This is a genomic window from Dactylosporangium sp. NBC_01737, from assembly GCF_035963215.1.
Classification (GTDB): Bacteria; Actinomycetota; Actinomycetes; order Mycobacteriales; family Micromonosporaceae; genus Dactylosporangium.
In genome coordinates, this window is the sequence record NZ_CP109153.1 from 11,885,543 (window position 1) to 11,910,665 (window position 25,123).

The window sequence follows — 25,123 nt, forward strand, 5'->3', positions numbered from 1 at the left end:
GTGCTAAAGTCTCCCTATCACTGGTAGAGAGGGAGATCAGATGACCACCAGGCACCCGCTCCGCGACCTGCTGCACCGCACGACCCACCGCATTCCGGGAGTCCCCGCGCACGCCGACCAGCCGGCCGGTCACCACGGCACGACGGTCCACGGCCGCGGCACCGCTCGCCCTTCGCTGAACCACCGGTGGAACCACTCGCCCGCTCGTCCTGCCCGGTTCATGCCGGCCTGGCAGCGCCGGGTCGCGGCGTTCTTCGGCCGGGAGGTGTGATGAAGGCGGCGGTGCTGCACGAGATCGGTGGCGTCCCCCGCTACGAGGACTTCCCCGATCCCGTGCCCGGCGACGACGAGGTGGTCATCGACGTGAAGGCGGTCGCGGTCGAGAACGTCGACAAGCGCATCGCGGCCGGCACGCACTACGCGAGCCGGCAGTACACCGCCCAGCTACCGGCGATTCCCGCCTTCGACGGCATCGGCGCACTACCCGACGGCGCCCTGGTCGGGTTCGGCAACCCACGCCGGCCCTATGGCGCGCTCGCCGAGAAGACCGTGGTGCCCAAGGGCGCCCACATGCCGATCCCGGAGGGCATCGACCCGGCCATCGCGACCGTGCTGGGCACGGCGATCACCGGCATGTCCATCAGGACCGCCGCCGGCTTCGCGCCGGGCGAGACCGTGCTCGTGCAGGGCGCCACCGGCGTCGCGGGGCGGCTCGCGGTGAAGGTCGCCCGGCTGCTCGGCGCCGGCCGGATCATCGCGACCGGCCGCGACAACGCCGCCCTGGCCGAGGTGCGCGAAATCGGCGCCGACGAGGTGATCAACACCGCCGTTCCGGACGAAGCCCTGGCGCAGGCGTACCTCGACGCCAAGGGCGACGGCTACGACGTCGTGCTGGACTACCTCTGGGGCCGCCCCACCGAGATCCTGCTGCGATCACTGATCCCGGAGACCTTCGCGTTCCCGAAGCCGACCCGGCTGATCCAGATCGGCGAGTCCGCCGGCGCCGGCCTCACCCTCGCCGCGGAGAGCCTGCGCACCTCCGGTGTCGAGATCTGCGGTGCAGCCAAAGGACTCGACCCGCACACCATGCACGAGGCGTACACCCAGGTCGTGACATGGGCACGGTCCGGCGAACTCACCTTCGACATCGTGAAGGTCCCGCTCAGCGACATCGAGACCGCCTGGCAACGCACCGACCTCCGCGGCTGCCGGCTCGTCGTGCTGCCGTGACCGGCAGACCGGATCGGGGCCGGGGAGCGTGAAGACGGCGTTGCGCTTCAGCTGACGACTCTGGCGAGTCAGGTGCCGTGGTGAGGTCTTCGCGGAGCTTGCGTTCGTCGGCGGGGACGCGGCCTCGTGCGATGGAACGGACGTCCTTCACCCACGCCGCCGGCACCCGACTCGGCTCGCCACGTCATCCGCCGGTCCCAGCCCTTACCGCGCGACCCCAGGCGGCTGTAGAACAGGCACTCGGACGGCGATCTCCCCGCCCGACTCGTGATCGAGAGACAACCATGGCCGCCCGGACAGCCATCCTCGTCCTTCGATCATGACCGAGCCCCAGCCCGGAAGTGGGCAGTAACAGCGCCACCCGTCCCGCAGCCGGAGGCTGCGCGGAAACACAAAGGCCGCAGCCGTGACGGATTTTTCTATTACGGGCATGACGACCCGAACGCGAAGCGCGACCCACCCCCGAGGAAGGATCTCCAGGCGGGGGTGGGTCGCGCCGGCGGTCAGTCGACCTCGACGGCCGCGGCGGCGAACTGGGCGGAGTACAGCCTCGCGTAGGCGCCGCCCGAGGCGAGCAGCGACTCGTGGGTGCCCTGCTCGACGATCGTGCCGTGCTCCATGACGAGGATCAGGTCGGCGTCGCGGATGGTGGACAGGCGGTGGGCGATGACGAAGCTCGTCCGGCCTGCGCGCAGGGTGCTCATCGCGCGCTGGATCAGGACCTCGGTGCGGGTGTCGACGGAGCTGGTGGCCTCGTCGAGGATGAGGATCGTCGGCTCGGCGAGGAAGGCCCGGGCGATCGTGATGAGCTGCTTCTCGCCCGCCGAGACGCCGGCGCCCTCCTCGTCGATGACGGTGTCGTAGCCGTCGGGGAGGGTGCGGACGAAGCGGTCGGCGTGGGCCGTCTCGGCCGCGGCGACGATCTTGTCCTGGGTCGGGTGGTCGGCGCCGTAGGCGAGGTTCTCCGCGATGGTGCCCTGGAAGAGCCACGTGTCCTGCAGGACCATGCCGATCTGTTCGCGGAGGTCGTCGCGGGTCATGGTGGCGATGTCGACGTCGTCGAGGAGGATGCGCCCGGCGGTCAGGTCGTAGAAGCGCATGACCAGGTTGACGAGGGTGGTCTTGCCGGCGCCGGTCGGGCCGACGATCGCGACCGTCTGGCCGGGCTCGACGGTGAGGGTGAGGTCCTCGATGAGGGGCTCGTCGGGCTTGTACCGGAACGACGCCCCCTCGAACGTGACCTTGCCCCGCACCTGGGCGGGCCGGGACGGCTTGACCGGATCCGGGGACTGCTCGGCGGCGTCGAGCAGCTGGAACACCCGCTCCGCGGAGGCGACACCGGACTGCACCAGGTTGGCCATGCTCGCGACCTGGGTCAGGGGCTGGCTGAACTGGCGGGAGTACTGGATGAACGCCTGCACGTCACCGAGGGACAGCGACCCCGACGCGACCCGCAGCCCGCCGACGACGGCGACGAGGACGTAGTTGAGGTTGCCGATGAACATCATCGCGGGCTGGATGAGCCCGGAGATGAACTGGGCCCGGAACGACGCGGTGTACAACGCCTCGTTGTGCTCCTCGAACGTCTTCGCGGCCTCGGCCTGGCGGCCGAAGATCTTCACCACGGAGTGCCCGGTGAACATCTCCTCGATGTGGCCGTTGAGCTTGCCGGTGGTGGCCCACTGCCGGACGAACTGCGGCTGGGACCGCTTGCCGATGCGCATCGTGACCAGGACCGAGACCGGCACCGTGACCAGGGCGATGATCGCGAGCAGCGGCGAGATCCAGAACATCATGCCCAGGACGCCGATGATGGTCAGCAGGGACGTGAGCAGCATGCTCAGCGACTGCTGCAGGGTCATCGCGATGTTGTCGGTGTCGTTGGTGGCGCGGCTGAGGACCTCGCCGCGGGGCTGCTGGTCGAAGTAGCTCAGCGGCAGCCGGGACAGCTTCGCCGAGACCTGCTCGCGGAGCCGGTAGACGGTGCGCTGCACGACGACGGTGGTGAGCCGGGCCTGCAGCAGGCCGAGGATCCAGGCGCCGAGGTAGATGACGGCGACCCAGAGCAGCACCCGCTCGAGGCGGTCGAAGTCGATGCCACGGCCGGGCACGACGTGGTCCATCGCGGCGAGCATGTCGGCGTAGCGGTCCTGGCCCCTGGCCCGCGCCGCGGCGACGGCGGCGTCCTTGGTGACGCCCTCCGGCAGCTCCCGGCCGATGATGCCTTCGAAGATGACGTCGGTGGCCTTGCCGAGCAGCCTCGGCCCGATGACCGACAGCACGACGCTGCCGATGCCGAAGATGAGCACGGCGATGACCAGCAGCCGGTCGGGGGCCAGCATCCGCAGCAGCCGCTTGCTGGAGCCCTTGAAGTCCTCCAGCTTCGCCGGCGGCCCGCCGGCACCCATCATCATCCGGCCGGGGCCGAACGCGGGCGGCGAGGGCCGCGATCCACCGCCCGGCCCGCCGCCAGGACGTCCAGGTCCGGTCATGCTGCCACCTCCGCTGCGCTCCAGCGTCCGCACGACGGACTGCACTGCCGATGCCCGGCCCCTCCGCTGCGCTCCGGTCCGGTCATGCTGCCACCTCCGCTGCGCTCCAGCGTCCGCACGACGGACTGCACTGCCGATGCCCGGCCCCTCCGCTGCGCTCCGGTCCGGTCATGCTGCCACCTCCGCTACGCTCCAGCGTCCGCACGACGGACTGCACTGCCGATGCCCGGCCCCTCCGCTGCGCTCCGGTCATGCTGCTGCCTCCTGCTCGGTGAGCTGGGACAGGACGATCTCGCGGTAGGTCGCGTTGTCGTCCATCAGCTCGGTGTGGGTGCCTGTGCCGACCACGCGGCCCTCGTCGAGCACGACGATGGTGTGCGCGTCGCGGATCGTGCTGACCCGCTGCGCGACGATGACGACCGTCGCGTCGGCGATCTCGGCGCGCAGCGCGTCGCGCAGCGCGGCGTCGGTCGCGTAGTCCAGGGCGGAGAACGAGTCGTCGAAGAGGTAGACCTCGGGCCGGGCGACCAGCGTCCGGGCGATCGCGAGCCGCTGCCGCTGCCCGCCTGAGACGTTGGTGCCGCCCTGCGCGATCGGCGCGTCGAGCGCGTCGGGCATGGCCCGGACGAAGTCGGCGGCCTGCGCGACCTCCAGGGCCCGCCACAGCTCGGCGTCCGTCGCGTCGGGCCGGCCGTAGCGCAGGTTGGACGCGACGGTGCCGGAGAACAGGTACGGCTTCTGCGGCACCATGCTCACCGTCGCCGCCAGCAGCGCGGGGTCGATGTCGCGCACGTCGACCCCGTCGACCAGGACGGCGCCGCCGGTCGCGTCCATCAGGCGCGGGACCAGGTTGAGCAGGGTGGTCTTGCCGGCGCCGGTGCTGCCGATGATCGCGGTCGTCTCGCCGGGGCGGGCGGCGAGGTCGATGCCGCTGATGACGGGCGACTCCGCGCCCGGGTAGCGGAACTCGACGCCGCGCAGTTCCAGCTCGCCGTGGCGGGGCAGGCTCGTGACCGCCTTCGCCGGCGGCACGACGCTGGACTCGGTGGTGAGGACCTCCTGGATGCGCTCGGCGCACACCTCGGCCCGCGGGATCATGACGAACATGAACGTCGCCATCATGACCGCCATCAGGATCTGCATGAGGTAGCTCAGGAACGCGGTCAGCGCCCCGACCTGCATGCCGCCGCTGTCGATGCGGTGCGCGCCGAACCAGAGCACCAGGATGCTGGAGGCGTTGACGACCAGCATCACCGTCGGGAACATCAGCGACATCAGGCGGCCGACGGCGAGGGACACGTCGCGCAGGTCGCCGTTGGTCTTGGCGAAGCGGACCCGCTCGTGCTCGTCGCGGACGAACGCGCGGATGACCCGGATGCCGGTGATCTGCTCGCGGATGACCCGGTTGACGAGGTCGATGCGCTCCTGCATGGTGCGGAACAGCGGGCGCATCCGCACCACGATGACGGAGATGACGCCGATCAGGATCGGCACGACGACCAGCAGCAGCGCCGAGAGCGGCACGTCCTGCACCAGCGCGAGGATGATGCCGCCGACGCACATGATCGGCGCGGACACCATCAGCGTGAAGGTCATCAGCACCAGCATCTGGACCTGCTGGATGTCGTTGGTGGTGCGGGTGATCAGCGACGGCGCGCCGAACTGCCCGACCTCCCGCGCCGAGAGCTCCTGCACCTTGTCGAAGATGCCGGCGCGCACGTCGCGGCCGAGCGCCATCGCGGTGCGGGCCCCGTAGTAGACCGCGGCGGCCGAGCACACGATCTGCACGGCGGTGACGGCGAGCATCCAGCCGCCGATGCGCATGATGTAGCCGGTGTCGCCGGTGACGACGCCGCCGTCGATGATGTCGGCGTTGAGGGTCGGCAGATACAGCGTCGCGAGGGTCTGCACCAGTTGCAGCAGCACCACCAGCGTGATCGGCCGTTTGTATGGCCGTAGGTAGGTCTTGAGCAGTTGGATGAGCATCGTCAGGCGTCTCCCCCGGTGGTGTCGGTCGGGTGGACCAGCAGGCCGTCGAGCAGGACGGCGACCACGCCGTCGGCGTCGAGCGCGTCGGGCTCGGCCAGCTCCGACCGGACCGACGCGATGGACAGCAGCATGAGCATGCCGGCGGTGCTGCCGGGGCTGCGCCGCAGCAGCGCCCGGTCGGGCTCGATGATGGCCGCGACCGTCTCGGTCAGCCGTCGCCGGCCCTCCATCAGCTGCTCGACCTGCCGCCGGCCGACCTCCATCGGCAGCGTCCGGGCGACCATCATCAGCTGCGCGTTGGTCTCGAAGCGGCGCATCAGGATCGCCGCGGCGTCGCGCATGCGCTCCCGCAGGGGTGCCTGCGGGTCGATGGCGCTCAGCTGGCGCTGCACCGACTCCTGGTCGAAGGCGGTGCCGAGCGCGGCGAGGATCAGCGACGCCTTGTCGGGGAAGACGCCGAAGATGGTGCCCTCGGCGACGCCCGCGGCCTCGGCGATCTGCTTCGTGGTGACCGCCGCGCCGTGCGTGCGCAGCAACGGGATGGTCGCGGCGATGATCGTCGCCCGCCGCTCGTCCGGCGACAGCGCGGGCACGCGCCGGCGGCGGGTCTGCACGGGCTGCTGGTTCACGATGGCCACCCTAATGAGCGAGCACTCACTCGTACAAGCGAATTTCCGAAGAGGTCGAGAACCACACCCTAAGCACACCCACCGACACTTCCCGGCGGCCGCTACCACACGGCAACCGTCCGTGATCGCTGCAGGCACCTGGGTATCCCGAACCTGATGAAGCACCGTCGAGGCTGGGAGACGAGATGACGACACATGCTCACGACGAGGACGCCCGCCTCGCCGCGCTGCACAGTTACGGCGTCCTCGACGGCCCGCGCCCTGCGGCCCTCGACGAGCTGACCCGGCTGGCGAGCTCGATCTTCGACACCCCCATGTCGGCGGTCTCCCTCGTCGACCGGGACCGGCAGTGGTTCGCCGGCACCACCGGCCTCGCCGACGCCGAGACCCCGCTGGACGTCTCCTTCTGCGCGCGCACCATCACCGACCGGCGGCAGCTCGTCGTGCCCGACGCCCGCACCGACCCGCACTTCCACTCGTACCGCAACGTCACCGGCGACCCGCACATCCGCTTCTACGCCGGATCCCCGCTCGTCGACGAGGACGGCCACGCCCTCGGCGCCCTGTGCGTCATCGACGACCGCCCCGGCGACCTCGGCCCCCGCCAGCGCGAGGCCCTGGACACCCTCGCCGCGCAGGCCGTGGGCCACCTCTCGCTGCTGCGCAACCGGATCCTGCTCACCGAGCTCGGCGACGAGCTGGCCCGCGCCACCCAGCGCGAGGAGGACCTGATCGCGACCGTCTCGCACGAGCTGCGCACCCCCGTCGCCGCGATCCAGGGCTACCTGGAGCTGCTCGCCGAGGAGGAGCAGCCGGCCGCGTACGCCCAGCTCGTCGAGCCGATCCAGCGCAACGGCGAGCGGCTCATCCGCATGGTCGACCACCTGCTCACCGGCACCCGGCCGGCGCACGCCCCGAGCGAGCTGCACCGCACCCAGGTCGACCTGGCCATGGTCGTCGAGGCCGCGTGGCGCGCCTGCCGTGCCCTCGCCGAGCAGCGCGCGGTGGCGCTGACGGTGGTGCCTGCGCCGGCCCAGGTCGTCGTGCGCGCCGACGTGACCCAGCTGACCCACGCGGTCCAGCAGCTGGTGCGCAACGCGGTGCTGTTCACCCCGCCCGGCGGGGACGTCACCGTGTCCGTCGTCGCGGGCCCGGCGCCGACCGTCGAGGTCGCCGACACCGGCGTGGGCGTGCCCGCCGACGAGCTGCCCTACCTCTTCCAGCGCTTCTACCGGGGCCGGCACGCCCGCCAGCAGGCCGTCCCCGGCGTCGGCCTGGGCCTGCACATCGCCCGGCAGGTCGCGGCCGCCCACGGCGGCAACGTCACCCTCAGCTCCGGTGTCACCGGCACCACGGCCAGGCTGTCGCTGGCCGGCTGAACCACGGCGTACGTGGAACTTTCACGGCCCCTGCCTTGTCCCGGCGTACCGGTGACGTCGATGCTTGCCAATGCGCGAAACCCGTGGGAACACTGCGCTCACCTCATGTGAGGAGGAGCACATTGCGCCCTGTGTGGAGCGTCGTCGCGGCCATTGCCGTCGGCGCCGTCGCGGTCCTCGTGGTGCCCGCCCCGGCGGAAGCTCACGGTGTCGCGATGGTGCCCGGCAGCCGTACCTATCTGTGCTATGTGGACGGTCTGCGATCGACCGGCCAGATCGTCCCGACCAACCCCGCCTGCGCCGACGCCGTCGCGCAGGGCGGGCAGCAGCCGCTGTACGACTGGTTCGGCGTGCTGCGCTCCGACGCCGGCGGCCGCACCACCGGCTACATCCCCGACGGTCAGATCTGCGGCGCGGGCACGACGAAGTACGCCGCGTACAACGCCGCCCGCACCGACTGGCCGCTCACCCACCTGACCGCCGGCTCGACGATCCAGCTGCGCTACAGCAACTGGGCCGCCCACCCCGGCACGTTCCACCTGTACGTCACCCGCAACGGCTGGAGCCCCACCACCCCGCTCGCGTGGGGTGACCTCGAGCCGTTCTGGAGCGCCACCGACCCGCCGCAGTCCGGCCCGCCCGGTGCGCTGAACTACTACTCGTTCAACACCACCCTGCCGTCGGGCAAGAGCGGCCGGCACATGCTGTTCATCCAGTGGGTGCGCTCCGACAGCCAGGAGAACTTCTTCAGCTGCTCCGACATCGTCTTCGACGGCGGCAACGGCGAGGTCACCGGCATCGGCGGCACCCCGACGTCGCCGTCCGCGTCGGTGTCCACGTCGCCGTCGCGATCGACCTCACCGTCGGCGTCGGCGTCCGTGTCACGCTCGCCGTCACGGTCCGCGTCCTCCTCGCCGGCCCCGTCCGGCGGCGGGTCCGCGTGCACCGCGACCTGGAGGGTCGTCCCGAGCTCGTGGGCCGGGCACTTCCAGGCGGAGGTCACCGTCCGCAACAGCGGATCCGGCAGCCTCAACGGGTGGACGGTGCGGTGGCAGTACCAGAACGGGCAGGGCTTCGAAGGATCGCCGTGGAACGGCACCCTGGTCGGGCAACCCCCGAACGTCGCCGTGAGCAACGTCGACTGGAACAGGGTCCTGGCCGCCGGCGCCACCACGTCGTTCGGGTTCAACGCGACCGGCACCGCCCCGGCGACCGCTCCGACGCTGAGCTGCTCCAGCCCATGATCAAGTCCCCGTTGCTCCGACTGCTGACCGGTGTGGCGGCGGTGGCGTTGGTACTGGTAGGCCTCGTCATCGCCACCACCCGGACAGGTACGCCGGACAAGCCTGCCGAGAAGGAGCCGGTGCACACCGTCACCGGCACCCTCGACGGCCGGCAGGCGGCAACGCTCGAGGTGGTCACCGGCGCCGAGTCGGTGATCATCCACAGCGAGCCGATGGAGGGCTACCTGTACCGCGCCTCGACGCTGCCCGGCAGCCGGGTCGAACCGGCCGCCGCGGTGGACGGCGACGTGGTGCGGCTCAGCCTGAACGGCACCGAGATCGCCGGGCAGGCCACCGTCCACGTGTACCTCAACTCGACCGTCCGCTGGCAGCTCAAGCTCGCCGGCGGCGGCCTGCGGCAGGTCGTCGACTTCGCCTCGGGCCGCCTCGCGGGCGTCGACGTGGTCGCCGGCGTGCAGGAGCTCGAGGTCACCGTCCCGAAACCGGAGGGCGAACTGCCGATCCGGGTCGGCGGCGTCGGCAAGCTGCTGGTGCACGCGCCCGCCGGGCCGCCGGCCCAGCTGACGCTCGGCGCGGGCAGCACCGTCGGCAAGGCCACCCTGGACGCCTCCGCGAAGCAGAACCTGTCCGGCGGCACGGTCCTCGCGCTGCCCGGCTGGCAACAGGCCGCCGACCGCTACACCCTGCGTGTCGACGGCGGCGCGGCCGAGGTCCTCCTCGACCGCCGCTGAACCTGCTCAACCTCACGGCGAAGGCGCGGGCGTCAACCCCGCGCCTTCGCCGTCAGCGGATCCGGATGGTGACGAGGAGGGCGCCGGCGGGGCGGGCGCCGCGGCCGGGGATGCGCATCGTGCGGCCGTCCGGCACGTCCCTGGGCAGGCGGACCTCGACGGTGCCGGTGGTGGTCGGGACCGTGACGACGGCGCCGGAGCGGGCCTGTTCCCTGGTCACGTCGAGGGTGTACAGGAAGTCGTCGCCGCGGCGTTCGAAGCGTTCGTGCGGGTCGATGAGGACGCGGACGAACAGGTCGCCGCCCGGGCCGCCGGGGTCCGGGCTCGGGTGTGCCCGGCCGGACAGCCTGACCCGCTGGCCGTCGCTGATCCCAGCCGGCAGGCGCACCTTCATCGTCTGCTTGCCCAGCTCGCCGGTCAGCCCTGAGCCGCCGCAGGCGGCGCAGGTGGCGCCGCGGGCCGCACCGCCTGCGACACCGGTGCCCTTGCAGGGACCGCACAGGGTCGGCCAGTTCATGTTCAGCACGACGACGCCGGCGCGGGCCTGGGCCTTGGTGAGCACGACGTCGGTCTCATGGTTGCGGCCCGGCCGCAGCGGGGTGTCGCTCGTCCCGGACTTGAAGAACGCGTCGAGGATGTCAGCGAACCCACCGGGCCCGAACGCCTCCGGCGCCGCCGGTTGGGCGTCCGCCTCCGAGGCCGGCGGTGCACCCCCCGACGACACCGACGAGGCCACCGACGAGGCGGACCACGAGGTCGACGTGGGGTCCGCAGACGTAGGGCCCGCAGATGTGGTGGACCGTGAGGTCGGCGGCGGCGCGGGCCGCTGCGGTGCGGCAAGGGTGACCAGGCCGCCGTGCGCGACCACCAGCTCCGGCTGCTCGATCACGACCGGAGCCAGGCGCAGCGTCCGGTGCAGCATCGTGGCCACCAGCGGGGTCCGGCTCGCGCCGCCGACCAGGAACACGCCGGTGAGATGGTCCACGGGGACCCTGCTGGCGGCGATCGTGTCGCGGGTCAGGCGCACCGTGCGCTCCAGCCACGGCCGGGCGATCGTCTCGTACTCCTCGCGGGTGAGGTGCGCGTCGACGTCCAGGACCGGCACCGCGAGATCCGCCGTGGTGCCCCGCGAGAGCTGCTCCTTCGCGGCCCGCGCGTCGTCCCACAGGTGGCGGCGGTGGCGGCGGTCGGCCGGGCTCTGCGCGCAGCCGCTGCCACGCGGGGTCGCCGGGCTGGACGGTGCGCTGCGCCCAGTCCACGACGGCGGCGTCGAGGTCGATCCCCCCGACGTCGTCGAGGCCGTCCGCCGCGGCGACCTCCCAGGTGTCCTCGCCGGTGCGGCGGACCACGCTGACGTCGAACGTGCCGCCGCCGAAGTCGTACACCACGATCGCGTCACCGTGGCGGACCTGATGGCCCAGGACGGTGGTGAAGTACGCCGCCGCGGCGACGGGTTCGCTGACCAGTTCGACGCCGGTGAGGCCGGCCGCGGACGCGGCGGCGGACAGCAGGCCACGGCGGTGCTGGCCCCAGCCGGCGGGGCAGGTGAGCACGGTCCGCGGGGGCGCCGACCCGCCGAGGGTGCGGGCCGCCTCCTCGCGGACCCGGCGCAGCACGGCCGCGCACGCGTCGACCACGGCGACCTCGACGTCGCCGAGCAGCAGCGTGCCGTCGTCGAAGCGGCGTTTCGGGTTGGGCTCATACCTGGCGGGGTCGGCCCTGGCGGAGCGGTCCGCGTCGCGCCCGACCAGCAGCCTGCCGTCGGCGCCGGCGAACACGGCCGAGGACAGCAGCGGTGAGGCGTCGAACAGCAGCGGCTCGACCCGCCCGTCGTCCCGGGCGAGGACCGCCACGGTGTGGGACGTACCGAAGTCGAGGGCGAGCCCGGGCACGATCGACGTCACCGCAGCAGCCTATCGATGCCACGCTCGCCCGGCGTCCGCCGCGCGGGTGGGCGCGCCCGGCGCGGGGTGCGGCCGGAACCGGATACGCGCCCCGCAGGTACCGAAATCGGGCAGCCACGATAGGGTCCGGCGATGATCGATGAGGACGGCTATTTCGGGGAACGGGTCGCGGCCCGCTACGACGAGTCGTCGAGGGAGATGGCGGACCCCGCGGTGGTGCAGCCGGCCGTCGACACCCTCGCCGAGCTCGCCGACGGTGGCCGGGCGCTGGAGCTGGGCATCGGCACGGGCCGCATCGCGCTGCCGCTCTCGGCCCGTGGTGTGCCGGTGCACGGCATCGACCTGTCCCGGGCGATGGTGGCCCGGCTGAAGGAGAAGCCCGGCGGCGACGCGATCGGCGTCACGATCGGCGACTTCGCCACCGCGCGGGTCGACGCGGCGTTCTCCGTGGCGTACCTCGTCTTCAACACGATCATGAACCTGACGACGCAGGCGGCGCAGGTCGCGTGCTTCCGCAACGTCGCGGCGCACCTGCAGCCGGGCGGGCGGTTCGTCGTCGAGGTGATGATGCCGGACCTGCGGCGGCTGCCGCCGGGGCAGGACGTCGTGCCGTTCCACGTGAGCAAGACCCGCTGGGCCTACGACCTGTACGACGTCGCCACCCAGTCGATGAGCTCCAACTACGTCGAGGTCGCCGGCGGCCGCGGCGGCTTCCGGTCGATCCCGTTCCGCTACGTGTGGCCCGCCGAGCTGGACCTGATGGCGCAGATGGCCGGCCTGCACCTGCAGCACCGCTGGTCGGGCTGGCAGCGGGAGCCGTTCACCAGCGACAGCGCCCAGCACGTGTCGGTGTGGGAGAAGCCACTCCTGCAGGATTGACAGTCAACCCGTTTGACCATGGCGAGCGTGTCCCGGCAGGATGCTGCTCCATGCGGAACCGGCGGGTGAGCCTGCTCGACATCGGGCTGGACCAGTCGTTCGACGCGTCGATGGCGTTCGTGCAGTCCACGCTGCAGAGCATCAACGCCGGGCTGCCGGAGCCGATCGTGGACATCGACTTCGTGCGCTCCCGCGACCTCGACACGGTCCTGGCCGCGTTCACCGCGCAGTGCGACGTCCTGCACGTGATGGCGCACGGCGATCACGGCGAGACACCCATGTTCAGCAGCACCGACGGCAAGACCGCGATCACGCTGGAGGCGATCGGCGACTACTCCGCCGACCGCGGCCACGGCCTCAACGCGAGCACCGTGCTCGCCGACGGGTGCAAGACGGGCATCGGCGCATGGCAGCGGGCCCTGCGCAACTGCCTGCACGGCGAGATCGTCTACATCGGCGCGTCCGCCCTGGTCGGCTGGCATGAGAGCACCGTGTTCTGCTCGGCGTTCTACGGCGCGCTGTTCCGCAACAAGGGCAAGGGTGTCACCCCGGCGGAGCAGGCCTGGGACGCCGCCCGCCGCGCCATCGACGCGTACGCCGCGATCACCGACCGGGTCTGCCCGTACAAGGTGATGGTGCTGGAGCCGAGCCGCCGGGCCCGCCTGACATTGGGCGCTTAAGGGCGGATTTGTCGGGTAGGTCGGGCGCCGTGCTGACGAATCTTGCGCATCTGGACTCGTTGCGGGTCCGTGTCACCCCGCCGCCGCAGCCGGGGCACACCACGTTCCGCCTGGTGGAGGAGCCCTCGGTCGAGGTCGTATGGACCTACGCGGAGCGGCTCCCGGACGGCAGTTACCTCCCGGTCGGCGGCGGTCCCGTCGACCCCGACACCGGCCACTACACCCAGGGGGCGTTCAACGCCGACGACATCGCCCGGGCCGCGGTGGTGTACCTGCGGCACTGGCGGGCGACGGGCGCGGACGCGAGCCGGGCCGCGGCGCGGCAGCTGCTGCGCGGGCTGTGCTACCTGCAGACCGTCCACGACGAAGACCCGGACCACCCCTGCCACGGCAACGTCGTGCTGTGGCAGCAGCCGGACGGCACCCTCAACCGCAGCGGGATCCCCGCGGAGAGCCCCGACCCGTCCGACAGCGGCGAGTCGGCGTGGCTGGCCCGCACCGTGTGGGCGCTCGGTGAGGGCTATGCCGCGTTCCAGGGCGACCCCGACTTCGCCGCGTTCCTCCGTCGCCGGCTCCGCCTCGCGATGAGCGCGATCCGCCGGCAGGTGCTGCCACGGTACGGCCAGTGGCGCGTCGTGGAGGACTCCGCGACCCCGGCGTGGCTGATCGGCGACGGCGCGGACCTGACCGGCGAGGCATTGCTGGGCCTGTGTGCGTACACCGGCTGCAGCGGCGACGACGACGCCCGGAAGCTGCTGGAGCAGCTCGCGGAGGGCGTGACCGCCATGCGCACGGGCACGCCGTGGACGTGGCCGTTCGGGGCGGTCCTGCCGTGCGCCCTGTCGCGCAGCGCGTGGCACGCGTGGGCCGGGCTGGCACCGGCCGGGCTGGCCCGCGTCTACGAGGTCGCCGGTGACCTGGCGGCCCGCGACGCCGCGCTGGCCGACGCCGCGTCGTTCACCCCGCACCTGCTGGTGGAGGGCGGGCCGGACAACCTGCGGGTCGCGGTGCCGGGCGCGCGGGAGGCGCTGACGATCGACGGGGTGCAGCTGTCCTACGGCGCCCAGTCACGCGTCGAGTCGCTGCTGAGCACGGCCAGGGTGACGGGCCGCCCGGCGCTGTCGACCCTCGCCGGGATCGCCGGGTCGTGGTTCTTCGGCAACAACCCGGCCGGCGCGCCCATGTACGATCCGGCGACCGGCCGCACCTACGACGGCGTCGACATCCCCGACGCCCCGCCGCAGCAGCCGGGCCGCCGCGGCGTCGTGCACCGCGACGCGGGCGCGGAGTCCACGATCCACGGCCTGCTCGCCATGCTGGCCCTGGACGCCGACCCGCACGCGGCCGCCGTCGCGCGGATCGCCGAACCCGACGGCGACACCGACACCGGCGACTGCCGCAAGGGCGGCGAGGTGCGCTGCCTGTCGCTGCGTGACCCACGCACCGGGGCGCGGGTGACACTGCTGCGCAGCGTCGCGACCAGCACCCGCATCTGCGACGTCGACCTGGGCGACGCCGCCGAGGGCACCTCCACCGTCACCGTCAGCGACCCCGCCGGCGAGGAACTGGAGCACTACACGACGTCGGCCGGCCGTATCCGGGCCCTCGTCCCGGCCGGCGGGTTCACCATCGTCACGAGGATGCCGGAGATCGGCTGACACATCCCCGGAAGCGCGGACCAGGGCAGCCGCTACCCTTGGCCGCGTGTCTGATCAACCCGTCCGCCCCGGCGCCGTCCTCGCCGTCGTCGCGGTGGGCGGGTCGGCCGGCAGCGCCGCGCGGTACGGGGTGGCGCTGCTGCTGCCGCACGACGCCGGGACGGGCGTGCCGTGGGCGACCCTGGCGGTCAACTCGCTCGGCTGCCTGCTCATCGGGGTCCTCGTGGTCGTGGTCGAGGGCCGCCATCCGCTGCTGCGGCCGATGCTCGGGATCGGGGTGCTGGGCGGGTTCACGACGTTCTCCACCTTCGCGGTCGACGCGGTCGTGCTCGCCGACCGGGGCGCGGTCTGGACCGCTGCCGCCTATGTCGCGGGGACCCTGGTCACCGCGCTCGCGGCCGTGTCGCTCGGGGTGTTCGGAACCCGCCGGCTGCTGGGCCGGGTCGTATGACGCTGCTGCTGGTGCTGCTCGGCGGGGCGGTCGGCGCGCCCGCCAGGTACCTCGCCGACCGGGCACTGCAGGACCGCGCGCCGCTGGGGACGCTGATCGTCAACGTCTTCGGCAGCGCCCTGCTGGGCGTGCTCATCGGCGCCGGCGACGCGCTGCCCGTGGCCGTGAAGACCCTGGTGGGCACCGGGTTCTGCGGTGCGCTGACGACGTACAGCACGTTCAGCCTGGAGACGCTGCGGCTGGTCGAGGAGGGCATGCCGCGCAAGGCGGTGGTGTACGTCACGGCCAGCCTGCTGCTGGGGCTGGCCGCCGCGACGGCCGGGTTCGCGCTTTCATCGTGACCTCGCATGCAGCAGCTTTCATCGTGACCTCGCATGCAGCAGCTTTCATCGTGACCTCGCGTGCAGCAGGCGGAACAGGGTCAGCCACTGCTCCGGCCAGACCAGCCCGACGGGCGTGTCCGGGGCGAGCCGCACCGCCCGGAACGCCCCGGAGACCCGGCGCGGGTCGAACCGGCGGCACAGCGACGCGTGCAGCGACCCGCCCACGCCGCTGAACCCGAGGTCCACGAACGCCTCGTAGCCGTGCGCCGGGGCGAGCGGCACCGGCCGGCGGGTCAGCCGCAGGATGCCGCCGTCGACGCGGGGCACCGGCCGGAACGCCTCCCGCGGCACCCGCCCGGCCAGCCGCCAGTGCCACTGGGGCCAGGTGAGGATCGTCAGCCGGCTCCAGCGGCCGTAGTCGCCGGTGCGTTTCCGCGCGTACTCGAGCTGCGTCAGCAGCGTCGCCGCGGTCAGGCCGGGTGCGTGCAGGCACCAGTCGACGACGGCGGAGGTCAGCGCGTACGGGATGTTGCCGACGACCGTGAACGGCCCCGCCGGCGGTGCCGCGGCGAGGAAGTCCGCGACGCGGACCGTGACGCCGGGGCGGGCGGGCAGCGCGGCGGCGAGGTCCGGGTCGACCTCGTAGGCGATGACCCGCCGGCACCGGTCGGCGAGCGCGGCGGTGAGGTGCCCCCGCCCCGCGCCGACCTCGACGACCACGTCACCGGGGTCGAGTTCGGCGGCGTCGACGAGCCGCCGGACCGCGCCGGGTGCGGTGAGCAGGTTCTGCCCGTACACGCGGCGGCTTCTGGCCTGGGTGTTGCTGTGTCTGCGAGCGGATGGCGCCATGACCGTGGTCCCGTCTGCCGCCGCGGTACGGGCGGCGAAACACGGACAGGCGGCATCGCGGCCCGTCCGATTCCGAAGATGGACTCGACAGGGCCCTGGTGCGGCTCAGGTGGCGACGGCCCGTCCCGCTCGGCGGCGGGAGGGCAAGGACGTCAGACCGAGGACCTAGCGGACCAGGGCGCGACGCCGGATGCGCAGGCGCGCGGCCGGCATCGCCGCCGGCGCGAGGAGGGCATGCGTCATGGTCATGGCCATTCCGGCACCATAACGGACCGCGCGCCGCCCGGCACGCGATTATCCGCGGGGATCACAGCCGGCCGGCGTCGGTGATGCGTTGCAGGAACTGCCGGGTGCGGGGTTCGCGGGGAGCGCCGAACACCTGCTCCGGCGGGCCCTGCTCGACGATCAGCCCGCCGTCGAGGAAGCAGACCCGGTCGGCGACCTGCCGGGCGAAGCTCATCTCGTGGGTCGCGAGGATCATCGTGACGCCGTCGCCCTTCAGGTCGCGGATCAGGGCGAGGACCTCCCCGACCAGCTCCGGGTCCAGGGCGGAGGTGACCTCGTCGAGCAGCAGCAGCCGCGGGTCGTTGACGAGGGCCCGCACGATCGCGACCCGCTGCTGCTGGCCGCCGGAGAGCCGGTCCGGGTAGGCGGCCGCCTTGTCCGCGAGGCCGACGCGGTCCAGCAGGTCCATGGCCTTGGCCTTGGCCTTCGCGGCCGGCAGTCCGTGGACGTGCCGCGGGGCGAGGGTCACGTTGTCCAGCACGCTCAGGTGCGGGAACAGGTTGAACGCCTGGAAGACGATGCCGATGCGGCGGCGGACCTTGTCCGGGTCGGCGCGGGGGTCGGTGATGTCCTGCCCGTCGAGGTGGATGGTGCCGTCGTCGACCTGTTCGAGGAGGTTCACGCAGCGCAGCAGCGTCGACTTGCCGGAGCCGGACGCGCCGATGAGGGCGATGACCTCGTGCTCGTCCACGTCGAGGGACACCCCGCGCAGGACGGGATTTCCGTTGAACAGTTTGTGCACACCGGCAATCTGCAGAAGCGTCACAGCCGGTTGTCTCCTGACTGGCGGCGGGCGGCGCGCAGCGTGACCCAGTCCGTGACGGCGACGACCGGGATCGCCAGCAGCACGAACAGGACCCCGGCCACGACGTACGGGGTGTAGTTGTAGGAGCCGGCGGTCTCGATCTGCGCGGCCCGGATCGCGTCGATCGGCCCGGCGAGGGAGATCAGCCCGACGTCCTTCTGCATCGCGACGAGGTCGTTGAGCAGCGGCGGCGCGACCCGCCGGACGGCCTGCGGCAGCACCACGTGCCGCATCGTCTGGCGGTAGTTGAGGCCGAGGGACCGGGCCGCGGCCCGCTGCGACGGGTGCACCGACTCGATCCCGGCGCGGAACACCTCGGCGATGTAACCGCCGTAGGTGAGCACGATCGCGATCCCGCCCAGCACCAGCACACTCGGCGTGCCGCTGAGCCGCAGCCCCGGCACGCCGAACGCGAACAGGTACAGCGTCACGATCAGCGGCAGCCCGCGGAAGGTGTACGTGTACCCGGCCGCCAGCGCCCGCAGCGGGAAGAACACGGCGGGCCGGATGGTGCGCAGCGTGGCGATGCCGAGCCCGAGCAGCACCGCCGCGACCGCGCAGACCACCAGGAGCCTCACGTTGAGCCACAGCCCGCGCAGCACGGCCGGCAGCGACTCGCGGGCGACGTCGAGGTCCAGGAAGCTGGCGCGGAACCGGTCCCACCCGGGCGCGCCGGTGACGGCCGCGTACAGCAGGATCCCCACGACGAGCGTGGACCCGGCCGCGACCGCCACCGACAGGGTCGTCTGCCGGCGGCGGTACGCGTCGCGTTCCAGCTGTAACGGGCTGGGTTCGAACGTCATCAGGTGAGCGCCGGCGCGCCCTGGACGGACGACAGCCACTTCTCCGTCAGGGTCTTGAGGGTGCCGTCACCGCGCAGCCCGTCGACGGCCTGGCTGACGCAGCCGGTCAGCGGGGAGCCCTTGTCCAGGACCAGGCCGAACTGCTCCGGGGTGCCGGACGGCTGCGGGAGCTGCCCGACGATCTGCGCGTCGGTGATCTCGGCGCCGGTGATGTAGAACGCGGTCGGCAGGTCCACGACGAGACCGTCGATCTGCCCGTTCTGCAGGGCCTTCTTGGCGTCGTCGTTGTTGTTGTACACCTGCGGCTGCGCCGACGGCTTGATCACCTCGGTGATCGAGCGGTAGCTGGTCGTGCCGACCTGTGCGCCGAGCTTCGCGCCCTTGAGGTCCGCGACGCTCTTCGCGCCGGCGATCTTCGAGGACTTCAACGCGATGACCGTCTGGGTCACGTCGTAGTACGGGGCGGAGAAGTCGACGGCCTGCTTGCGCTCGTCGGTGATGGAGAACTCGTTGACGTCGAAGTCGAAGGTCTTCTTGCCAGGAGCGATCGCGTTGTTGAACGTGACCCGGGTCCAGACGACCTGGTCCTTGCTGTAGCCGAGCTTGCCGGCCACGGCGTAGGCGACCGCGGCCTCGAAGCCCTCACCGGACTCGGGTTTGTTGTCCTTGAACCACGGCTCGTAGACGGGTTCGTCGGTGGCGACGGTGAGCTTGCCCGCGGCGACCGTCTTGAGGGAGGCCGGAACGCAGGCCGCCGCGGAGGAGGCGCCGCCGGAAGCGGCCGGGGTGGTGGTGTCGTCGTCGGCCGGTGCGCAGCCGGCAGCGGCGGCGAGGGCCGCCGTCAGTCCGGCGGCGATGAGGAGAGTCCTGGTGCGCATGGCGGCGATCGTACCCACCACAGTGGTAGGAAATGGATCAACCGTGCGTCGGATCACCGTCACGGCAGCGGCGTCGTCCGCCGGGGCATGAGCAGCAGCGTCCCGATGCCGAGCACCGCCACGCAGGCGAGCGCGATGAACACGTGGTGGGTCGCCGCGTACAGGCTGCCCCGCGCGTAGTCCAGCACCGCCGGTGGGGTGTCCTTGGCCTTGAGCACCACGTCGGTCGCGTCGACCCCGCCGCCCAGCTGGTCCCGCACACCGTCCGGCGCCGCCGCGAACCGCCGATCCAGGGTCGCGTTGGCAATCGCCCCGAACACCGCCGCGCCGACGGCGCTGCCGATCGACCGGAAGAACATGTTGGTGCCGGTGACCACCCCGCGGCGGTCCCAGCCGACCACCGACTGCACGGCGACCAGGTTCGGGCTCGACGTCAACCCCAGCCCCACCCCGACGACGAAACAGGCGAGCGCGAGCACGGGGATCCCGGTGTACCGCCCGAGCACAGCACACAACACGGTGCCGGCGATGATGACCGCACCGCCCGTGAGCGCGGTGTCACGGAACCCGATGCGCAGGTACACCCGCCCGGACAGGGTCGCGGCGATCGGCCAGCCCAGCGTCATCGCCGCCACCACGAACCCGGCCACGACGGCGCTCGCGCCCAGCACACCCTGTGCGAAGTTCGGCACGTAGGACGTCAACCCGATGAGCAGCGCGCCGACGACGAGCGCGGTCAGGTTGCCGCCGACGAGCGTGCGGTGCCGGAACACCCACAGCGGCAGGACCGGCTCCGCGGCGCGCCGCTCCACGAACCAGAACCCGACCATCAGCACCACCCCGACCGTGAAGATGCTCACGCTCGGCACCGACGTCCACGCCCAGGTGGTGCCGCCCTCCAGGGTGCCGAGGATCAGCAGGGTGCAGCCGGTGACGAGCAGCGACGCGCCGAGGTAGTCGATGCGGTGCTCGCGCCGCTCGACGCGCTCCTTGAGGTTGCGGGCGAGCATCCACGCGGCGACGAGCCCGAGCGGGATGTTGACGAAGAAGATCCACCGCCACGACAGGTAGTCGGCGAAGACCCCGCCGAGCGTCGGGCCGATCACCGACGACACGCCCCACACCCCGGCGACGTACCCCTGGACCCTGGCACGTTCCTCGACCGTGTACAGGTCCCCGATGATCGTCATGCTCATCGGGGAGATCGCGCCGGCGCCGATGCCCTGCACGGCCCGGAACACGATGAGCGTCAGCATGCTCCACGCGAACCCGCACAGCACCGACCCGAGCAGGAACGCGGCGATCCCGGCGAACATCACCGGCCGCCTGCCGAGCACGTCGGCGAGCTTGCCGTACAGCGGTGTCGTCACCGCCTGGGTCAGCAGGTACACGGAGAACAGCCACGGGAAGTGCGAGAACCCGCCGAGGTCACGCACCACCGACGGCACCGCGGTCGCGATGATGGTGCTGTCGAGGGCGACGAGCCCGGTGCTCAGCATCACCGAGGCCAGGACCGGTCCGCGATCGGACCGCAGCCCCACCGCCCGCCGCTCGGTGAAAGTGGCGTCACTCATGCCGACACCTTACGACGGAGGCCGCCCGCAGTCCTGCGGGCGGCCCGAGGTACAGGGTTCAGGCAGGGACCGGCACCGGGCCGGCGGCATCGACCCTGGTCCGGGCGATGACCCGCAGCCCGGCCACGGCCATCACCGCGAGCATCGGCACGGTGCCCAGCGCCGGCAGGATCGGCGTGTCGTACGGCATGAACAGCAGCCCGGCGTACCCGAGCACGATCCCGCCGATCGCCCACCAGCCGAGCACCCCGGCACGGGCCAGGCCCGCGAACGTCAGCAGCAGCGCGACGGAGACGAGCGGCCCGGGGCTGAACGCCAGCTGCTGCGCGGGGTGCGCGAGGACCTTGTCCGACAGCGCCACCGCCTGCTCCACCGGCAGGTTCCGGCCGATCTCCATGTGGAACCAGTCCGACAGCAGCGCCCCGGACATCTCCAGCAGGGTCAGCGCCCCGAGCAGCGCCCCGACCAGGGTCATGACGGCCCCGCGGCGGCCCCGCACCAGCAGCGGCAGCGCGAGAAGCCCGGCGCCCATGAGCAGGTTGCCGTAGTGCAGCAGCAACGCCGACAGCTGCGTCTGGAACGGGTCGGCGGCAAGGGACTGCAGGTAGGCGGCCTTGTCGTCGCCGGTGCTCGGCGGTGACGTGGCAAGACCGGCGAAGAAGAAGGCGGCCCCCGCGATCAGCGAGACACCGGCGGCGTAAGGAAGGACCCGGCGAGCGGGATTCGAGGTGTTGTTCATGGCCGGAACGCTATGGAACAGCACCCCACCGGGTCTGCTGCCCGGCGTCTCGACCCGCGTCCCCCACCCGGCGGACACGGCACCGTCACGCTGTCCCCCACACGGCCGACCCGGCACGCTGACCAGCGACAATAGGATCACCCCCATGCACCGCACGCTCGTGCCCTGGGCCGCCGCCGCCACGCTGACCGTCATCGGCGTCGCCGAGATCCTCCTGGACAGCGCGTTCTCCGCCGCACCCGTCGTCCCCGCCGCCGCGCTGGTCGCCGTCGTGGCCGGCACCGCCCTCGCCGGCCGCCTCCCCGTCACCGGCGCCGCCGTCGTCGCGCTCGCCTTCCCTCGCCGTCGCCGGCGGCCTCAACGGCCCGACCGGCGCCGCCGTCCTCGGCTTCTTCCTGGCCCCCGGGTGGGCCGGCTACCTGCGGGCGACCGCGTCCTGGCCGGCGCCCCTCGCCGCACAGCTCATGGCGAGCCTCGGCACCTGGATCGCCGCCCGCGCCGCCGGCTCCACCGTCAGCGGCGTCGCCGCGATGGCGTGGGAGAACCTGTTCTTCGGCCTGCTGTGCTGGGGCGCCTGGGGCGTCGGCCTGCTCGCCCGGCGGCTGCGCGACCGCGCGGAGCTCCTCGCCCGCCTCACCACCGCCCTGGACGCCGAACGCGACGCCCGCGAGCACGCCGTCGTCGCCGAGGAACGCCAGCGCATCGCCCGCGACATGCACGACGCGGTCGCCCACTCGATCAGCGTCATGGTCCTGCAGCTCGGCGCGGTCCGCGCGACCCTGCCCGCCGGCACGCCCCAGGCCGAGATGCTCCAGGGCGTCGAACGCCTCGGCCGCGAGTCGGTCCGCGAGCTGCACACCTTGGTCGGCATCCTGCGCGACACCACCGCCGTGGCCACGGCACCGCAGCCGTCCCTCGCCCGCGCCGCGGACCTCGTCGCCGAGGTCCGCGCCGCCGGCCTGCCGGTCGAGCTCACCGTCGACGGTGACCTGACCGGCGTGCCCCGCGCCCAGGACATCTCCGCCTACCGGGTGCTGCAGGAGGCGCTGACCAACGTGCTGCGCCATGCCGGCACCGCGGCGACGAGCGTGCACGTACACCGGACCGCCGAACACATCACGATCACCGTCGACAACGCCGCGGGCAGCCCGCCGTCCCCGCCCGGCGGCGGCGGGCACGGGCTCATCGGGATGCGGGAACGCGTCGCCGTGTTCGCCGGCACCCTCGCCGCCGCACCGCGCCCCGGCGGCTTCACCGTGCGTGCCGTCTTCCCCCTCGGTACCGCGAGCGCACCGGCCAAGGCCCGCTCGTGATCCGCGTCGTGGTCGTCGACGACGAGGCGATGATCCGCGCCGGCCTGCGCATGCTGCTGGATCACCAGCCCGACATCGAGGTCGTCGGCGAGGCCGCGGACGGGGCCCGCGCGCTGGACGAGGTCCGCCGCACCGCCCCCGACGTGGTCCTGCTGGACGTCCGCATGCCCCACGGCGACGGCATCGAGGCCGCCCGGCACATCCTCGCGCTCGGCGACACCCGGGTGATCATCCTGACGACGTTCGACGAGGACGAGGCGGTCCGCCGTGCCCTGCGCCTCGGCGTGAGCGGGTTCCTGCTCAAGGTCGCACCGCCCGAGCAACTCGTCCACGCGGTGCGCACCGTCGCCGCCGGCCAGGCGCTGCTCGACCCGGCCGTGACGCTGCGCGTCATCGAGTCCTACGCCGCCGCCCCCACCGCCGACCCGCGGGCCGCCGCGCAGCTCGCCACCCTCACCGAGCGCGAGGTCGACGTGCTGCGGCTGGTCGCCCGGGGCCGATCCAACGCCGAGATCGCCGCGGCGCTGTTCCTCGGGGAGGCCACCGTCAAGACGTACATCTCGCGCATGCTCACGAAACTCGACCTCCGCGACCGCGTCCAGGCGGCGGCGTTCGCCTATGAGAGCGGCCTGATCCGTCCTGGGACCCCGTAGCGGTTCTGCGGCGGCCCACACCCCGACATTCAGGGTCGCCTCCGGGCAGACGCCGGATGCGTCTCGGTCCCGCCCCGGGCGAGGCTTGGCCGATGCAGGGCTTCGCCAGATCCGGCACGTCCCGGGCCGACCTGTGGGTCCTCGCCGCGTCGGGCATCGCCACCGTGTTGCTGACCCGCTGGTTCCTGGCCACGGCCGGCTACCCGAAGCTCGGCGGCGGAGGCCTGCACATCGCCCACGTCCTGTGGGGCGGGCTCCTGCTGGCCGCCGCGCTCGGCGTCGCGCTGGCCTACCCTGGCCGTCCCGCCCGGGTGACGGCGGCCGCCGTGGGCGGCGCGGGGTTCGGCCTGTTCATCGACGAGGTCGGCAAGTTCATCACCGAACGCACCGACTACTTCTACCGGCCGGCGGCGGGCATCATCTACCTGGTCTTCGCGGTGCTCGTGGTGCTCGTGGTCCGCCTCCGCGACCCCGGCCACCGCACCCCTGACGAACGCACCGCCGAAGCCCTGCGCCTGGCCCTCGACGGTCTCCCCGCCGGCCTCACCACCACCCAGCGCGCCGAGGCCCTGCGTCTGCTCGCACCCCCAGCCGACCTCCCCACCAACGCCCAGCCCAGCACCGACACCCGTCCCACGACGGACACACAGCCGGCGGCGGACGCTCAGCCGGCGGGGCACACTCGACCGGCGCCGGGCACTCGCCCCACGGGGGACACTCGGCCCACGGCGGACACTCGACCGGCGGGGGACGCTCAGCCGGCTGGGGGCGCTCGGCCGGCTGGGGGCGCTCGGCCGGCTGGGGGCGCTCGGCCGATGCCGGACGGCTCGTCCACAACGCACGCCTCGCCCACAGACGGCTCGCCCGAGGCTGACGGCCTTTCCCTTGTCGACGTCGCGTCCACGGCTCACGGCTCGCCGCCCGCAGCGGACGCCGGGTCCACGGCCGGTGGTCGGCGTGAGGTCGACATCGCGGTGGCGGCACTGGTCGCCGCGCTGCCCCACCGGGACAGTCCCTGGGCCGCCCGCCGCCACGCCCTCGCCGCCTTCGCCCGCCGGCTGGTGACCCGACCGGTCGTCGCCATCGCCGTGGCCGGCGTCTACCTCCTGCAGGTGCCACCCCTGGTCGGCGCCGCGGTCGAGGCCGCCACCGGCGAACTGCACCAGACCCGCGAACTCGGCGCGAGCCTCGCCATGGTCGCCGCCGCAGCCGTCGCCACCACCCTCGCCGTCCGCGCCGCCTTCCTCCTGCGCCCCGACCGCCCCCGAGCGCTGCGCCTGCTGCGCGCCTCGGTCCTGGTCGACCTGCTCGCCGGTCAGGTCTTCAAGTTCACCGCGCTGCAGTTCGACGCAACCGTCGGCCTCGGCCTGTCCTTGCTCCTCCTCGCCATCCTGACCGTCGAACTCCACCGCTCACCCGCACCCCAGCAATGACCCACCCGCCCCGCAGCATCGCCGACCTGGCCCTGGGCCTGACCACCGCCGACCGCGCCACCGAAGACACCGCCCACGACCACCGCTAACCTCGCCGTCGAAGACCACCACCCACCTCACCGCCAAATGGCTTCCGCCGCACCGCACCATCCCCGTCCCCCTCCCACCGATGAAGCAACCGCCCGCGACCGCGCCCTCCCCG

At 72.6% G+C, this 25,123-nt stretch carries 23 protein-coding genes and 1 pseudogene; 13 read left to right on the forward strand and 11 right to left on the reverse strand.

Annotated elements, in window-relative coordinates:
* The first annotated feature begins 40 nt into the window (after positions 1-40).
* Both OHA72_RS54760 and OHA72_RS54765 read left to right on the forward strand, forming a co-directional pair.
* The gene (locus OHA72_RS54760) at positions 41-271 is read left to right on the forward strand and encodes a hypothetical protein (protein ID WP_327004036.1); all 231 of its coding nucleotides are present in this window, start codon (positions 41-43) and stop codon (positions 269-271) included.
* The gene (locus OHA72_RS54765) at positions 271-1,230 is read left to right on the forward strand and encodes a quinone oxidoreductase family protein (RefSeq protein WP_327004037.1); all 960 of its coding nucleotides are present in this window, start codon (positions 271-273) and stop codon (positions 1,228-1,230) included. Before OHA72_RS54760 ends, OHA72_RS54765 begins: the two co-directional genes overlap by 1 nt.
* A gap of 503 nt (positions 1,231-1,733) precedes the next feature.
* Here the strand turns inward: OHA72_RS54765 and OHA72_RS54770 are convergent.
* The 3 genes from OHA72_RS54770 to OHA72_RS54780 all read right to left on the reverse strand — a co-directional run bounded on the left by OHA72_RS54770 (position 1,734) and on the right by OHA72_RS54780 (position 6,340).
* On the reverse strand, positions 1,734-3,722 hold the full coding sequence (locus OHA72_RS54770) for an ABC transporter ATP-binding protein (protein WP_442788434.1): 1,989 nt from the start codon (positions 3,720-3,722) through the stop codon (positions 1,734-1,736).
* A 249-nt stretch (positions 3,723-3,971) separates the two neighbouring features.
* Positions 3,972-5,708: an ABC transporter ATP-binding protein gene (locus OHA72_RS54775; protein WP_327004038.1), complete on the reverse strand. Its 1,737-nt coding sequence runs from the start codon at positions 5,706-5,708 to the stop codon at positions 3,972-3,974.
* A 2-nt stretch (positions 5,709-5,710) separates the two neighbouring features.
* The gene (locus OHA72_RS54780; protein WP_327004039.1) at positions 5,711-6,340 is read right to left on the reverse strand and encodes a TetR/AcrR family transcriptional regulator; all 630 of its coding nucleotides are present in this window, start codon (positions 6,338-6,340) and stop codon (positions 5,711-5,713) included.
* Positions 6,341-6,525: 185 nt separating this feature from the next.
* On the opposite strand from OHA72_RS54780, the gene OHA72_RS54785 reads away from it, so the two are divergent.
* The 3 genes from OHA72_RS54785 (at position 6,526) to OHA72_RS54795 (ending at position 9,694) form a co-directional block, all read left to right on the forward strand.
* The gene (locus OHA72_RS54785; protein WP_327004040.1) at positions 6,526-7,719 is read left to right on the forward strand and encodes a GAF domain-containing sensor histidine kinase; all 1,194 of its coding nucleotides are present in this window, start codon (positions 6,526-6,528) and stop codon (positions 7,717-7,719) included.
* 131 nt (positions 7,720-7,850) lie between these two features.
* Positions 7,851-8,963, forward strand: a complete 1,113-nt coding sequence (locus OHA72_RS54790) for a lytic polysaccharide monooxygenase (protein ID WP_327004041.1) — start codon at positions 7,851-7,853, stop codon at positions 8,961-8,963.
* A gap of 11 nt (positions 8,964-8,974) precedes the next feature.
* Positions 8,975-9,694 (forward strand): hypothetical protein, encoded by a 720-nt coding sequence (locus OHA72_RS54795; RefSeq protein ID WP_327004042.1) that lies wholly within the window; start codon positions 8,975-8,977, stop codon positions 9,692-9,694.
* A gap of 52 nt (positions 9,695-9,746) precedes the next feature.
* Here OHA72_RS54795 and OHA72_RS54800 read toward each other — a convergent pair whose 3' ends face one another.
* Positions 9,747-11,093, reverse strand: coding sequence for a DnaJ C-terminal domain-containing protein (locus tag OHA72_RS54800; protein ID WP_327004043.1), 1,347 nt, complete (start codon positions 11,091-11,093; stop codon positions 9,747-9,749).
* Positions 10,993-11,598 (reverse strand): annotated as a pseudogene (locus OHA72_RS54805) (Hsp70 family protein); the annotation flags it as partial. The pseudogene OHA72_RS54805 and the gene OHA72_RS54800, both read right to left, overlap by 101 nt.
* Before the next feature lie 132 nt (positions 11,599-11,730).
* Between OHA72_RS54805 and OHA72_RS54810 the strand changes: the two are divergent.
* Genes OHA72_RS54810 through crcB form a run of 5 tightly spaced genes read left to right on the forward strand, consistent with a single transcriptional unit; the run spans position 11,731 to position 15,607 of the window.
* Positions 11,731-12,477: a class I SAM-dependent DNA methyltransferase gene (locus OHA72_RS54810; protein WP_327004044.1), complete on the forward strand. Its 747-nt coding sequence runs from the start codon at positions 11,731-11,733 to the stop codon at positions 12,475-12,477.
* 50 nt (positions 12,478-12,527) lie between these two features.
* Positions 12,528-13,157, forward strand: a complete 630-nt coding sequence (locus OHA72_RS54815; protein WP_327004045.1) for a hypothetical protein — start codon at positions 12,528-12,530, stop codon at positions 13,155-13,157.
* A gap of 29 nt (positions 13,158-13,186) precedes the next feature.
* Positions 13,187-14,815 (forward strand): hypothetical protein, encoded by a 1,629-nt coding sequence (locus OHA72_RS54820; RefSeq protein ID WP_327004046.1) that lies wholly within the window; start codon positions 13,187-13,189, stop codon positions 14,813-14,815.
* Positions 14,816-14,861: 46 nt separating this feature from the next.
* The gene (locus tag OHA72_RS54825) at positions 14,862-15,266 is read left to right on the forward strand and encodes a fluoride efflux transporter FluC (protein WP_327004047.1); all 405 of its coding nucleotides are present in this window, start codon (positions 14,862-14,864) and stop codon (positions 15,264-15,266) included.
* A complete protein-coding gene (gene crcB, locus OHA72_RS54830; protein WP_327004048.1) occupies positions 15,263-15,607 on the forward strand; it encodes a fluoride efflux transporter CrcB in 345 nt (114 codons plus the stop codon). The genes OHA72_RS54825 and crcB overlap by 4 nt, the downstream gene beginning before the upstream one ends.
* 45 nt (positions 15,608-15,652) lie before the next feature.
* Here crcB and erm read toward each other — a convergent pair whose 3' ends face one another.
* The 6 genes from erm to OHA72_RS54860 all read right to left on the reverse strand — a co-directional run bounded on the left by erm (position 15,653) and on the right by OHA72_RS54860 (position 21,522).
* Positions 15,653-16,438 carry an ErmE/ErmH/ErmO/ErmR family 23S rRNA (adenine(2058)-N(6))-methyltransferase gene (erm, locus tag OHA72_RS54835; RefSeq protein ID WP_327004049.1) on the reverse strand — a complete coding sequence of 262 codons (786 nt, stop codon included), beginning with the start codon at positions 16,436-16,438 and terminating at the stop codon, positions 15,653-15,655.
* A gap of 307 nt (positions 16,439-16,745) precedes the next feature.
* Positions 16,746-17,465 (reverse strand): amino acid ABC transporter ATP-binding protein, encoded by a 720-nt coding sequence (locus OHA72_RS54840; protein ID WP_327004050.1) that lies wholly within the window; start codon positions 17,463-17,465, stop codon positions 16,746-16,748.
* 20 nt (positions 17,466-17,485) lie between these two features.
* On the reverse strand, positions 17,486-18,331 hold the full coding sequence (locus OHA72_RS54845) for an amino acid ABC transporter permease (protein WP_327004051.1): 846 nt from the start codon (positions 18,329-18,331) through the stop codon (positions 17,486-17,488).
* On the reverse strand, positions 18,331-19,209 hold the full coding sequence (locus tag OHA72_RS54850) for an ABC transporter substrate-binding protein (protein ID WP_327004052.1): 879 nt from the start codon (positions 19,207-19,209) through the stop codon (positions 18,331-18,333). Before OHA72_RS54850 ends, OHA72_RS54845 begins: the two co-directional genes overlap by 1 nt.
* A 59-nt stretch (positions 19,210-19,268) precedes the next feature.
* Positions 19,269-20,783: an MDR family MFS transporter gene (locus tag OHA72_RS54855; RefSeq protein WP_327004053.1), complete on the reverse strand. Its 1,515-nt coding sequence runs from the start codon at positions 20,781-20,783 to the stop codon at positions 19,269-19,271.
* Positions 20,784-20,841: 58 nt separating this feature from the next.
* Positions 20,842-21,522, reverse strand: coding sequence for a hypothetical protein (locus OHA72_RS54860; RefSeq protein WP_327004054.1), 681 nt, complete (start codon positions 21,520-21,522; stop codon positions 20,842-20,844).
* Positions 21,523-21,986: 464 nt separating this feature from the next.
* Between OHA72_RS54860 and OHA72_RS54865 the strand changes: the two genes are divergently transcribed.
* From OHA72_RS54865 to OHA72_RS54875, 3 genes are all read left to right on the forward strand, one after another.
* Positions 21,987-22,835, forward strand: coding sequence for a sensor histidine kinase (locus OHA72_RS54865; protein ID WP_327004055.1), 849 nt, complete (start codon positions 21,987-21,989; stop codon positions 22,833-22,835).
* Complete coding sequence (locus OHA72_RS54870) at positions 22,832-23,488, forward strand: response regulator (protein ID WP_327004056.1); 657 nt, start codon at positions 22,832-22,834, stop codon at positions 23,486-23,488. The genes OHA72_RS54865 and OHA72_RS54870 overlap by 4 nt, the downstream gene beginning before the upstream one ends.
* A gap of 92 nt (positions 23,489-23,580) precedes the next feature.
* On the forward strand, positions 23,581-24,921 hold the full coding sequence (locus tag OHA72_RS54875) for a hypothetical protein (protein WP_327004057.1): 1,341 nt from the start codon (positions 23,581-23,583) through the stop codon (positions 24,919-24,921).
* Positions 24,922-25,123 lie beyond the last annotated feature (202 nt).